General features: G+C 19.9%; 14 protein-coding genes. 1 reads left to right on the top strand and 13 read right to left on the bottom strand.

Features of this window, described 5'->3' with window-relative positions:
• Positions 1-305: 305 nt before the first annotated feature.
• From DH96_RS02120 to DH96_RS02075, 10 genes are all read right to left on the bottom strand, one after another.
• A complete protein-coding gene (locus DH96_RS02120) occupies positions 306-596 on the bottom strand; it encodes a uracil-DNA glycosylase family protein (RefSeq protein WP_066540563.1) in 291 nt (96 codons plus the stop codon).
• Between the two features lie 25 nt (positions 597-621).
• Complete coding sequence (locus DH96_RS02115) at positions 622-1,212, bottom strand: S26 family signal peptidase (RefSeq protein ID WP_066540565.1); 591 nt, start codon at positions 1,210-1,212, stop codon at positions 622-624.
• 84 nt (positions 1,213-1,296) lie between these two features.
• Positions 1,297-2,967, bottom strand: coding sequence for an ABC transporter substrate-binding protein (locus DH96_RS02110; RefSeq protein ID WP_066540569.1), 1,671 nt, complete (start codon positions 2,965-2,967; stop codon positions 1,297-1,299).
• Positions 2,968-3,072: 105 nt separating this feature from the next.
• On the bottom strand, positions 3,073-3,531 hold the full coding sequence (locus tag DH96_RS02105) for an iron-sulfur cluster assembly scaffold protein (RefSeq protein WP_066540572.1): 459 nt from the start codon (positions 3,529-3,531) through the stop codon (positions 3,073-3,075).
• A 41-nt stretch (positions 3,532-3,572) separates the two neighbouring features.
• Positions 3,573-4,829 (bottom strand): tyrosine--tRNA ligase, encoded by a 1,257-nt coding sequence (gene tyrS, locus DH96_RS02100; RefSeq protein ID WP_066540574.1) that lies wholly within the window; start codon positions 4,827-4,829, stop codon positions 3,573-3,575.
• 61 nt (positions 4,830-4,890) lie between these two features.
• On the bottom strand, positions 4,891-5,250 hold the full coding sequence (gene rplS / locus DH96_RS02095) for a 50S ribosomal protein L19 (protein WP_066540579.1): 360 nt from the start codon (positions 5,248-5,250) through the stop codon (positions 4,891-4,893).
• Complete coding sequence (gene trmD / locus DH96_RS02090) at positions 5,240-6,001, bottom strand: tRNA (guanosine(37)-N1)-methyltransferase TrmD (RefSeq protein ID WP_066540582.1); 762 nt, start codon at positions 5,999-6,001, stop codon at positions 5,240-5,242. The genes rplS and trmD overlap by 11 nt, the downstream gene beginning before the upstream one ends.
• A gap of 66 nt (positions 6,002-6,067) precedes the next feature.
• The gene (gene rpsP, locus DH96_RS02085; RefSeq protein WP_066540585.1) at positions 6,068-6,322 is read right to left on the bottom strand and encodes a 30S ribosomal protein S16; all 255 of its coding nucleotides are present in this window, start codon (positions 6,320-6,322) and stop codon (positions 6,068-6,070) included.
• A 233-nt stretch (positions 6,323-6,555) separates the two neighbouring features.
• The gene (locus DH96_RS02080; protein ID WP_066540588.1) at positions 6,556-7,263 is read right to left on the bottom strand and encodes a hypothetical protein; all 708 of its coding nucleotides are present in this window, start codon (positions 7,261-7,263) and stop codon (positions 6,556-6,558) included.
• A gap of 170 nt (positions 7,264-7,433) precedes the next feature.
• The gene (locus tag DH96_RS02075) at positions 7,434-8,567 is read right to left on the bottom strand and encodes a hypothetical protein (protein ID WP_066540590.1); all 1,134 of its coding nucleotides are present in this window, start codon (positions 8,565-8,567) and stop codon (positions 7,434-7,436) included.
• Positions 8,568-8,772: 205 nt separating this feature from the next.
• On the opposite strand from DH96_RS02075, the gene DH96_RS02070 reads away from it, so the two are divergent.
• Positions 8,773-9,039 (top strand): hypothetical protein, encoded by a 267-nt coding sequence (locus DH96_RS02070; protein ID WP_066540592.1) that lies wholly within the window; start codon positions 8,773-8,775, stop codon positions 9,037-9,039.
• A gap of 24 nt (positions 9,040-9,063) precedes the next feature.
• Here the strand turns inward: DH96_RS02070 and smpB are convergent, their stop codons facing one another.
• From smpB to DH96_RS02055, 3 genes are all read right to left on the bottom strand, one after another.
• Entirely contained in the window at positions 9,064-9,522 is a 459-nt protein-coding gene (smpB, locus tag DH96_RS02065; RefSeq protein WP_066540593.1) for an SsrA-binding protein SmpB, read from the bottom strand.
• 103 nt (positions 9,523-9,625) lie between these two features.
• Positions 9,626-10,153 carry an inorganic diphosphatase gene (locus DH96_RS02060; protein ID WP_066540596.1) on the bottom strand — a complete coding sequence of 176 codons (528 nt, stop codon included), beginning with the start codon at positions 10,151-10,153 and terminating at the stop codon, positions 9,626-9,628.
• Between the two features lie 441 nt (positions 10,154-10,594).
• On the bottom strand, positions 10,595-11,821 hold the full coding sequence (locus DH96_RS02055) for a hypothetical protein (RefSeq protein WP_066540598.1): 1,227 nt from the start codon (positions 11,819-11,821) through the stop codon (positions 10,595-10,597).
• Between the last annotated feature and the right edge of the window lie 1,177 nt (positions 11,822-12,998).

The raw sequence follows: 12,998 nt of genomic DNA, 5'->3' as shown, positions 1-12,998 counted from the left end.
TAGATACCATTTCTTTTGGTAGATTCTAGGTTAATGCTAATGTGATAATGTTATAAATAAAAATATCAAATTTATAAAAGCCCTAGAATAACAGTAAATGTAGTTAACTGTTAGTTTTTGCTAACTCCTTTTTTTCCCTTAGCCTCGTTACAGAGGTTATCCATTTATCATCTTCAATTTGCAAAAGCTCTTTAACTAAACTACTTAGTCTGTCTTTCACTTTGATAATCTGCTTTAATTATTTCTTCTTTCGTAGAAATAACCGATTAACTATTGTCACGTATTATCACAACGTGTGTAATTGGTTAGATTACTCGATATTTAAGCCTCTTTTTCGCCCTATTTTTTAAACTAGAAGGTGTACAATGATGTAACGTACTAAAAGATAAACCATGTGCTTGATTTACACCTGGATAAGGATCCTGCCCTAAAATAACAACTTTAGTATGATTAAAACTTGTTAATTTAAAAGCTTGGAATATATTACTAAAAGAAGGAAAAATTATTTTTCCTTTTTTAAATTCTTTTTTTAAAAAAGAAAAAATTTCCTGAAAATATATTTTCTGTTTTTCTTTATCAAAAAATTCTTTCCACATTAATAAAAAACTCCTACTCTTTAATTTATAAATTCTTTTTTTTATTAAAATTTTTATTAAAAATTTTGTTAACTAAATAAAGCATAGCATAAACGTTAATTAATATAAAAACTAAAATTTTGAACCAAAAAACATATTTATAATCTATTTGAAAAACTTTTATAGCTAAAACATTTTCATAAGGAATTTTTTGTTCAAAATAATTAACTTTTTCATTATTATCCCCTTTAGTTGTAATATATTCTTGATCAATATTATTAGCTACTACCCTATGTATAATCAACTTATCTTTAAACTGAGGAAATTTTTGTGGATCAACTTTAAAAATAACAATATCACCATCTTTTGTTTCTAATTGAGTAGATGGTCTTAATTTGTGACAATTTTCCTTAGATATCTTTTTCACTAAAACTTGATCGCCTACTTTAATTTGCGGATACATACTATTACTAGCAACTTGAAAATTTTGAAAATAAAAAAAATTTAGAATATTTTCTCGAGGAATAATCAAAATTAATAAAACATACAAAAAAAATAAAAATAAAATCAAATTTAAAGTAAAATTTAAAAAAATCATAAATATTTTTTTTAAACGAAATAATAATAAATTTGACATAAAAATTCTCAATCTCTATTTTTTAAATTTTCAAATACTTTTTAATATTAAAAAAAATTAAAAAATAAATAAAATACTTTTTATTTATTTTTTCTTGATCTTTAGCCAATCAATTTCTCCAAAAATATCAATATCCAAATCTTCAATATTAGATCTGGTAACATTCCTAATCTTGTTGACTTGAAATAAAGGAATAGCTACATATTGCTTAATTAATAAGCTATGTATTTCTTTTATTACTTTTTCGTATTCTGGTTTATTAAATTTTTCTGTTTTTAATCGATCAATTCTGTTATATATTTCAGGATCATCTAAAAAAGATAAATTACAATAAGCTTCTGTATTTTCAAAAGTATCTTGTTGTACAACGTTTGTATTTTGTGATTTATTAATCCTACCAAAGTAAATATTTAATAAATAATGAGTAAAAGTATTTTCTAAATATTCAGTTAAACAAAATATATCAAACTCTCCTGCTTTAGCTTTTCCAATAACTTCGTTTTTTTCAAACTGTAATTTTTCTACTTTAAATCCATCATTTTCTAAATATTCTATAAATTTATTCATAAAACGGTTTTTAGTTTCTTCTAAATTAGTAAATAATGCTCTAATTTTTTTATTAGGTTTGTTAGATACAATTTGATTTTCATTTTTTATTATATCATTAAATTCTTGTTCCGAAAGAGCTCCTTTTAAACGATTATCAGAAAAACTGTTAACTACTTGATAATGAGATAAATCCTCCCCTAAATCTAATAATATTTGTTCTTTTAATTGAGGAGTAAGCTTGGAAACAATACTTTTTCTATTTTCAATACTCAAACTATCACTATTTAATAAAATATAAGTTAAATTTAAATTATCATATTCCAGTAATTTTAATTTATCATTTTGTTTTATTTTTTCTAAATAAACTTGCTCTACATTCTCTAAAATTAAGTCTAATTTTCCATTTTCTAAATTCATATAAAGCGTTTGTAAAGAAGGAATTAAACGAATAATAATTTTTTTAATATTATTATTTCTTTTTTGATTTTGATAATATTCTTCAAAAATATCCAGTTCAACAGCTTTTGTATTCGGATCTATTTTAGTTAATTTAAAAGGACCTAAACCAATACTTCTAACCAAATCAGCTTTTTGCTCTTTAATCTTTCTATTTATAATCGGTATTTTACTTAAATGATGCGAATTTAATAAATCTTCGCTATTTTTAAATTTAATATAAAATTTATATTTTTGATTCGGATCTGAAGACTTTTGGAATTTTTCTATGAATTGAGAATGTTCGCCTTTATAATTAGAATTCATCTCTAAAGTAGCTACCACATCATCATTTGTTAATTCATCTCCATTATGAAACTTAATACCTTGTTTTAAATCAAACTCAAAATAATCCTTAAAAGGGCCTTTTTTTATCATATCCTTCAATTCAGGTATTTTAGTTATTAATACCGGTTTATAATCAGTATGATATTTTCCTTTTAATTTAATTTCTACAGGTCTTATAAGATATTCATGTATTAAATTCCTAACTTGAGCATGATTAGTTGTATTTTCTCCTGCTCCAAAAATACCAAAACCATTTTTAATTTCTGTTGTAGTTCCCACCATTAATGTATCTTTAAATTGTGTTTTAGTTAATTCTTCTTTCGATCTGTTTCTTAAAAAAACATAAAGAAATATAGCCAAAGCTATTACCAATAACAAAACAGAAATTTTTATCCAAAAACTTTTTTTCCTAATTAATTTCATAACAATACCTTTGTTTTAATAAACAATATTTTAAACATTAAAAATAATATAACAATATTCTATCATTTTTTTTTTTTTTTAAAATTTATTTAAGAAAAAAAATATTTATATTTTGTTTTTTATATATTTATTAATAATCTTCAAAGATAATAACCAAGGCATACTCACACAGTTTATTTTACTTGGAAAAGAAGAAATATTTTGAAAAGCATATAATTCTTTATTAATTAATGTAGAATCAAATTTTTTTTTTTGAATCATTTGTAAAAAATTATTAATTTTTTCTAAACTTAATTTTAAATGTGTTTTTTTTAAAAAAAAAGACATTAAAGAAGAAGAAGAAACTAAAATAATACATCCTTCTGTTTCGTATCTAATATCTAAAATTTTATCTATTTCAAAAAATATTTGAATTTTAATAAATTCGTTACAAAAAATATTTTTAGAATAAGAAATTATAAAATCATTATAACCTTTTGGTTTTTTTTTAAATAATAAACCTTTATTAAAAGGTTTGTTATAATTTTGTATAATAACATCACGATATAATTCATTAATTTTCATAAAAAAATTTTTTCATTCTTAAGATTTTTTAAATAAAATAATTACTCAAAAATAACTAAAGCATGGAACTTATTCTTTTTAATTAACAAAAAATATTTGTTATAAAAAGCTTTTTCTAAATCTAAATAAAAATTAGCTTCATTAATATAATTATCTAAAACTTTAATGGAATTAGCAATAATAAATCTTCTAGCTTCATTTTTAGATTCTGCTAATTTAGTTTGAACAAGGGCATCTACTAATAAAATACTTTTTTTATTAACTTTAATACAATCTAAATTTTGCGATAAAAACATAAAATTTTCTAAACTTAAACTTTTGATATTTTGATAAAATAAAATCTGATTTATTTTAAAACATTTTTTAAATTCATTTTCTCCGTATAAAAACGAAACAACTAATTTCGCTAATTTTTTTTGTGCTAATCTTTTTTTAGGATTGATTTTAGTTTCTTTCTCTAAAAAAACAATTTTTTCATAAACTAATAAAGTAAGCTTTTTTAAATAATTAATTACATTATCATCATTTATATTTAATAAATACTGATAAATTTTATAAGAATTAGTTAAATCCTTATTTAACCATAAAGTATTTTTTTCACTTTTACCAAATTTAATTCCTTTTTCATCTAATAAAAGAGGAATACTAAAACCAAAAGGTTTTTGATATCTTTTTTTGAAATTTATCTTACGAATTAATTCTAAACCGCTAGTTATATTACCCCATTGATCAGAACCACCAAATTGTAATCGAATATTAAAATTTTGATATAATTGATAAAAATCTAAAGATTGTAAAATCATATATGAAAATTCAGTATATGAAATACCTTTTTTTAATCTTTGCGCTACAATATCTTTAGAAATCATATAATTAACATTAAATAATTTTCCGTAAAATCTAAAAAAATTAATAAAATTTATTTTAGATATCCAATCATAATTATCTAAAAACTTTATTTTTTGATCAAAAAATATTTTTTGAAATTGTTTTTTAATACTACTACTGTTTTTAAAAATTTTTTCTTCAGATATTAACATTCGTTCTTTTGTTTCTTTAGGATCACCTATCAAACCCGTACCACTACCTATTAAAATAAAAGGAAAATGACCATTTTTAGAAAATAATAAAATAGTATTAATTTGAACTAAATGTCCTAAAGTTAATGAATTTGCTGTAGGATCAAAACCACAATAAAAATTTATTTTTTCATTATTCAAAACTTTTTCTAAATTTTCTTCATCGCTACAATTTTTTATCAAATTACGCCATTTTAATTCTTGAAATAACGATAACAAATAATAATTCTCCTTTTTTTCTTCCAAAAAATATTGCTAAAAAAATATTTTATTTTGGAAATTATTTTTTTTCTTTAATCTTAGTAGATTTAGCAGATAAATTTCTAACATAATATAGTTTAGCACGACGTACTACGCCACGTTTAATCACTTCTATTTTTTCACATAAAGGAGAATGTAAAGGAAAAATACGTTCTACACCGATACCAGAATAAACTTTTCTCACTGTAAAAGTTTCAGAAATATTACTTCCTTTTCTTCTAATAACTAAACCTTCAAAAATTTGTATTTTTTTTTTATTATTTTCTTCAAAATTAATAAAAACTCTAACAGTATCTCCTGCTTTAAAATCGGGATTTTTTTTTAATTTTTTTTCATTAACATCATTAATTAATGCTTGTCCTTTTAAATTAGTCTTCATTTTTAATTATTATTTCCTTTTTTTCTTTCTCTTGTATCATTGTATCAGCTAACATTTTTTTCATTTTAATATTTATTTTTTTTTTTTTAAACAAATCAGGTCTTTTTAAAAAAGTAATTTTTAAACTTTCTTTTTGACGCCATTCATTTATTTTTTGATGATTCCCAGACAAAAGAATAGAAGGTACTTTTTCTCCTTTATAGTTTTGTGGTCTAGTATATTGTGGATATTTTAATAAACCATTTTGAAAAGAATCATATAAATAAGAATCTTTTTTGATTACTCCTGGTAAAATTCTAGTTATAGAATCGATAAAAACCATAGCTGAAATTTCTCCGCCTGTTAAAATATAATCACCTATAGAAACTTCTTCATCAATAAACTTTAAAATGCGAGCATCAACGCCTTCATAATTCCCGCATAAAATAATTAATTGCGTAAAATTTTCTGCATAATCAATAATTTTTTCTTGTTTTAAAACATTTCCTTGTGGAGATAATAAAATAATTCTACTCTTAGAAGTTCTTTTTATATTAGAAAGACAATCATAAAAAGGTGGAAAAGCTAATAACATGCCTGCTCCGCCTCCATAAGGAGAATCATCTATCTGATTATTTTTTTTATGACTATATTTTCTTAAATCGAACAAATTAACTATAATTTTTTTTTCTAAATAAGCTCTTTTAATAATAGAATTATGCAAAAAAAAATCAAAAAAATTAGGAAAAATAGTAATAATATCGAATATCATAAATTAAAATAATAAAAAAATATTTTGATATATTCTATATAAAAAATTCATATAATTCAAAAATAATTAAACTTTTTCTTTTCCTGATTTTTTCTGATTTTTTTTTAATAAATTTTTAACTGTCGGCGATAACTGAGCACCCATTGATAATCTTTTGCTCAATTTGTCAGAATATATGTTAATTAATTTTTTAAATGGTGAATAAGTGCCGATAATATCTAAAAATTTTCCATCTCTTTTTTTACAAGATTCTATAGCTACTATACGATAAAAAGGTTTTTTATGAGCACCAAAACGTTGCAAACGAATTTTAACTGACATTTTCTTTATAAAAACCTACTTTCTAATAAAAATAATATAATAAACATCTAATTCTTACAGTTCAATTATAAAATAAAAAATAATAACTGTCAATATTATAATAAAATATAATAAATTTAACATTTGTATTTTTTCAAAATATTTTATTTTATATCTTTTTACTTTAATATTAATAATTGATAAATATTAACAATTATTAATATTTTTTTTAATTTTATTTTTAATAATTTTTATCATTTAAACTTGATTAAAAAATCATTTTTTAATATAAAAGATCTAAAAATAAAAAATAAAATTAAAAGAATTAAATTAGAAGTTAAAACAGGAATAAAATTCCAAAAAAACATTAAAAAATAATAAAATAAAAGTGAATTATTTGTTTTATTTAAAGAAATAATATTATTATAAATTAAAAAAAAATATTTAGTATTAGGACCCCAATAACAAAAAAAACCACATAAAAAACGCGAAAAACTTTGTATCATAATTATCATAAAAGAAAATAAAAAAAATTTTGTAAAATTTATTTTTTGATAAAATAAAAAAAAATAAGTAAAAGAATAAGATAAAACCGGAATCAAAGTTCCCCAAAAAAAAACATTTAAAAAAATAAAAATTTGTTTTTTTTGATTTAATGTAGATAAATAAGTATTATTACTACTTAAAAAATATATTTTTATAAAATTTTTTTCTCCGGAAAAAATAAAAAAATCTAAAAAAGAATAAATGAATAAAAAAAATAGGTTATAACGCAAATTAAATAAAAAACCAATTATCAAAAAAGGAAAATACCAATAACAAAAAAAGCTATTTTCTGTGTAAGGAGATTTATTAAAAATTATAGGAAAAAATCTGTTGATTTGAGATAAAACAATAGCAAGAGAAATTAAAAAAGAACCTAAAATTAATTTTTGAAGACGGTATTTATTTAAATTTAACATTTTTTATTTATACAATGCATATTTTTTCTCTTTTGCCACAAAATAAAAAAAATAATTTAAAATTACATAAATATTTACGTAATTTTAACTATTTTTAACTATTAAAAATAAATAAAAATTTTTTAAAATTATTTAAAAAATTCTAAAAAATATTTAAACTAAATAAAATATTAAAAAAAATTAGATAAAATTGAAAATAATAGACCTACGCGACCTCTTAATTTTAATCTTTTAAATCTATTTCGTTTAAAAACACTTAATTTTCTAGAATTAGCATCAATATCAGATGGAAATTCTTCAATATTATCACTAAATTCTATATGATCGCTTTTGCTATAATCAGCATAATCATTTAAAATAGAACTTTTTTCAGACTGTTCTGGTAAATTATTATCATTATTTTGTAAATTATCTGTTTTTTCATTAATTTCTTCAATTTGTTCTGATAAATTATTATCATTATTTTGTAAATTATCTGTTTTTTCATTAATTTCTTCAATTTTGTTTTCAGTATATTCTATGTCACTAGAAAAATCATCATTATATCTGATCATATCAAATTCTTCATTTTTTAATTTTGATGATACTGATGACATTTCATCTTTTTGTGTTTTAAATTCTGTTGAATGTTTTATTAAATTATCATTAAGTTCTATATTTTCTATTTTTTCTTTATTAAATTCATTAATAATTTGAATAGATAATGTTGGATTTTGTTTTAATTGGTTTAAAACTGTTAAAATTTCTTCATAATGTTCTTTAATAATAGAATGATTTTTTTCATACTTTTTTATATATTTTTTTATTTCTTCATTAACATTTTGTAATTTTAAGTCTCTTTTTGAAATGAATTTTTTCTCTTGAATATCGTATAATCTTACAAACTTACCATTATAATAAATTAAATGAATTCTGCCATTAGGTAATTGTTGTTGATTAATGTTACCTGTTGAAATATCAAAAACTTGTATTAAACCATTTTGAAAATATTGCTTTATTACTTTCTGACTGGAAATATCAAATACTTGTTTTTTTAAAAAATTAATATTTTTTAATTCTTCATCATAAAAAAAATCTACTATTAACAAATTATTTTGTTCATTCAATGAATAATGCAAATGAACTTTATTCATTTTTTTTTGTGTATCTTGCAAAGATAATGAAACATTATCAACTAATAAATTATCATTTTTTTGATTCTTAAAAAAATATAAATAAATAAAAAGTAAAATAGAAAATAATACTAAAACTAATGTATAAATTTTCCATTTTCTTTTTAATAAAATTAAAATTGAATTTAACATAATTAAAAATATTTTTAAATTTCATCTCCTCTACTATATTATAATTATATATTTTATTTCGCTAATTTTCATATAATAATTAAAAAAATTATTTTAATATAATTTATTTGTTTAATAAATATAAACTATGTTAAAATAATAATGAAGGAAAATAATTTATAAGTAACTTATATTTATAATTAGAAAAGGAAAATTTTTAAATAAAATGTTTTTTTTAAAAATAATAAGTATTCTTTTTTACATGTTTTTAGGAGCTTTTTTAGGAGCATCTTTATATAAAATTGCAGAAGAAAAAGAACCGAAAGAAAATATTTCAGGAGTATTTCAACAATTAAACATATTATCACCATCAGATTCTGTAAATGAAAAAAGTGAGAATAATAATTTTATAGACAAAATTAAATCATCTATATTACATAAATGGTTTATATTTATTAATGATTTCATACCTACTGTTAGAAAATACTTATAAAAATTTTTATAAGTATTTTTTTATTCAATAATAAGTATCTTTTTTTATCATTTTTTTAATTTTGAGTTCTATCTCCTTTTCTTTGAGGACTTTTTTTTTGTCAAATCTTTTTTTACCTTTGGCTAAAAAAATTTCTAACTTTAATAAATTTTTATATATAAAAATTTTAGTCGGTACAACAACAAAACCCTTAATTTTCATTTGACTATTAATTTTTAAAATTTCTTTTTTTTTTAATAAAAGTTTTTTAGGTCTTTTTTCATCATAATCATAAAAAAAATTATTTAAATTATATTTAGAAACTAACATATTTAAAATAAAAATTTCATTATTTTTTATTTTAATATAAGCATTATCTAAAGTAACTTTTCCTAAACGAATTGATTTAACTTCATGACCTAATAATTTAATACCTGCTACATATTTTTTTTCTAAGAAATAATTATAAAAAATTTTTTTGTTTGTAATAATTGTTTTTATCATTATTTTCAAATCCTAAATAACTAAATTAATTAATTATATTAATTTAAAATAAAATCTATTTAAAAAAATACTTTTAAAATATTCTTAATAAAAAAAATAATTATTAAAATTTCATTTTTTTATAATTAAACAAAGATTTTCTTATTGTTAATAAAGCTTGTTCCTTATCTTCTATTTTATTAATAAAAACTCTTTTTTTTTCTAAATCCTTATAATGTAATAAAAAATGTTCAAGTTCTAACAAAAAAGAAGAAGGAATATCTTCAATATTTTTATAAGATTTCATAAATAAATCTTGAGTCGGTACAGCAATAATTTTTTCATCTGATTCATTATTATCAACCATTTTAATAACACCAATAGCTCTACATTCTACTAAAATCATCGGATCTAAAATTTTTTTAGATAATACAAAAACATCTAAAGGATCATTATCGTCACAATAAGTTAAAGGAATAAATCCATAATTAGCGGGATAAACAAAAGAAGTAGATAAAAATCTGTCTAAAATTAACAAACCTGTTTCTTTATCTAATTCATATTTATTGGAACTTCCTTTTGAAATTTCAATAAAAACAATAAATTTTTTTTCACTAATTCTGCTTGAATCAATTTTTTTTAAAATTTCCATTTTCTTTTCCAATCATATTTAAACTAAATTATTTTAATATAATTTTTGTTATTAAATATTTAAATAAAATTCGTTAAATCATATTAAAAAATTATTAACATATCAAAAATTTTATTTAAATATTTTAATAATGAGTTTATAATAATTTTTTAATAATATTGATTTAAACATCAATATTTCATTAATATTAAATAAAATTACTTTCAATCAACATAAATAGTTAATTAAAAGTAATTTTATTTTTTAGTTAATATTTTTAATAAAGTTTTAAATATTATTTATATCAAATATTTATACGTTAATATAAATAATAAATTAATCTTGATGAAAAATCTCTATTTATCCCAAACCTGAAGTTTTAAAAAATAAATAAATAATAATTATTTTGTACCTGAAAAAATAAAAAAATTGTTTATTTTATTGAAATTAATAAAAAATAATTTAAACTATTTCTTTAATATCAGCTCCAAACAAAATAACTTTTTTATTAAAAAATTTTTTAGATTTAGAAAAATTAATTAATAAATGATTTAAAAAAATAGAATTTTCTTTATCTTTATAAGAAATTAAAATTTTTTCAATAAGTTTTATTTTTTCTATATTGTTTATTTTATTCCTAAAAATTTCATAAAAACAAAGATATATTTTTTGTTCTTCATCATATTGAATTTCTAATAAAAAACCAACAGTTTTATGTTTTTGAGAAAATCGTAATTTCATTTTACATTCTTTTAATGGTTTTTTATAAATATTATTTTGTTCTACATCAAAATTAATCAAAAAAGATTCTGAAAAAAAATGATGAACTAAGTTTTTTATTAAGTGAAAAAGTAAACTTTTATCTAAATCATCAATATTATCATTATTTTTAGTAATTTCTTCTAAAAACTTATCTATAGAAATAAAAACTTTTTCTGAATTTTTTTTATGATTATCATCAAATTCTTCGTTTAAATAATTTAAATATTGAAATAAATGTTTTAAAAAATTATCTAATTCTTCTCGATTTAAATTAAAAATTTCTTGTATTAATTCTAAAACTGAATAACCAGATATTTTACAATTACAAAAAGAAATATTAACAAAATCAATTAAATTTAAATCTTTTTCTTCAAAATAAAAACAACCTAAAGAAGGTGTTTTTTTTAGCAAACGACAAAAGTGAATACTATCTAAAGCTATTCTATCATATTTTTCATCTATAAATTCTTCTTTTAAATGAAAAAAATCAATCAAATTAAATAAAAAATCTAATTTTGGAATATGATAATTGAATAAAGCATACAAAAATTGTTTTAAATTTAACCATTCTTGGAATGACATACAAGGTACTTTTTTTACATCAGGTATACCATAAAATAATCTAACTTTTTTAGAAAATAAAGAACCTAAATCATGCTTCCAATAAAGACAATCATATTTTTTTTGTTTATTTAATTGATATTTACATTCATGAACTAAATTATTATTATTTATTTTATTTAAGGTAATGGGTTTATTATTTTTTTTGTTTACAAGAGGAAGTAATTCTCGATTAATATTATCGTTTCTTTCCTCATTCATACCGTAAATATATAAAAAATTAAATAAATAATAATTTATTAATAATAAACAAAAAGAAAAAAAAATAATAGCTTTTTTATAAAAAAAATTATTTTTTTTTATCATTTTTCTCTTTCTAACAAAACATATTTATTTTATTTTTTAAATTTTAAAAAATAAAAAATATTTTTTATAAAAAATCAATTCATTAAAATAATGGTGGCTCCGGGCAGAATCGAACTGCCGCAACGTGGCTCTTCAGGATGTGGATAGAAACACTACGCCTTTATATTTACTAATAAGGTTTTAGTGAGCCCCCACCCAAACCGGACAGGCATGTCTCCACGCATCCGGCTTTCCAAGTTCAACTTTTAAAAATTACCTTTTTTTAAAAGTTTAGATACACACAAAATTATTTTCTTTCTTAATAAAACTAAATATTTTCAATTATGTAATAATAAATATTTAATTTATACTGGCCATCTATAAACTTTAAGATTTCATAGTTTATTAATGATATAAATATATCTTATGGATCTCTCTGCCTTCCTTCGCCTTGTAAATGGCTTTCCCATTTTCCCTGGTAAGACATGACTCTTACGACTACTATGTCGGCTCTGCAACCATGATCCTATTTAACTATTATAGTATAGATTAAACTGGTAACTTTATTGTTTAATCATGGATTTTAGGTCTTCTTAGGTAGCTATAAATGATAGGAAATAATAAATATCGGTTGGAGACTAATAATAGAATAATATTATAAATTATTTTTTTTATAAATCAAAAATTTATTTATATTATCTTAGTGAAGAAATTATGACAGAATTTTATTTCTGTTGATAATGTATTACAGTACAGTGACTTTTTTCCTGCATACCATTTCTTTATTAGGTATTTGGTATTTTATCGTTCAACCTTCCCTAATGCCGTAGAATTTGCCACTATTCTTTGCTCTTGATCACATTAAATAAATGATTCAACCTTATTTTATCTTTTTCTTGAAACTGCTAATTAAGACAATGATATTTAAATCATTCACGATTTTGATCTTTTAGTTTCTTTACGGACATGCTTTTTTCCCTTTTATCCTTTCGGATTATTGTTCTTCAAAATCAGGTAAGTCCGTTGAATCCTCTCATTATCATGGAGAGGGAGATACCTAAAAAAATCTCTTACATTTATGCTCTTACTAACGCCCCCACTGCTCTACCTACTGAGCTACAGAGCCTTAAATAACAAAAAAAATCAATAATAAATTAAATGGCGGTCCGGACGGGACTTGAATCGAGATAGAATTATG

Source organism: Candidatus Phytoplasma oryzae, assembly GCF_003263355.1.
Classification (GTDB): domain Bacteria; phylum Bacillota_I; class Bacilli_A; order Acholeplasmatales; family Acholeplasmataceae; genus Phytoplasma; species Phytoplasma oryzae_B.
The sequence above is the reverse complement of the archived record's forward strand: the minus strand, read 5'-3'. Positions and strand labels throughout refer to the sequence as shown.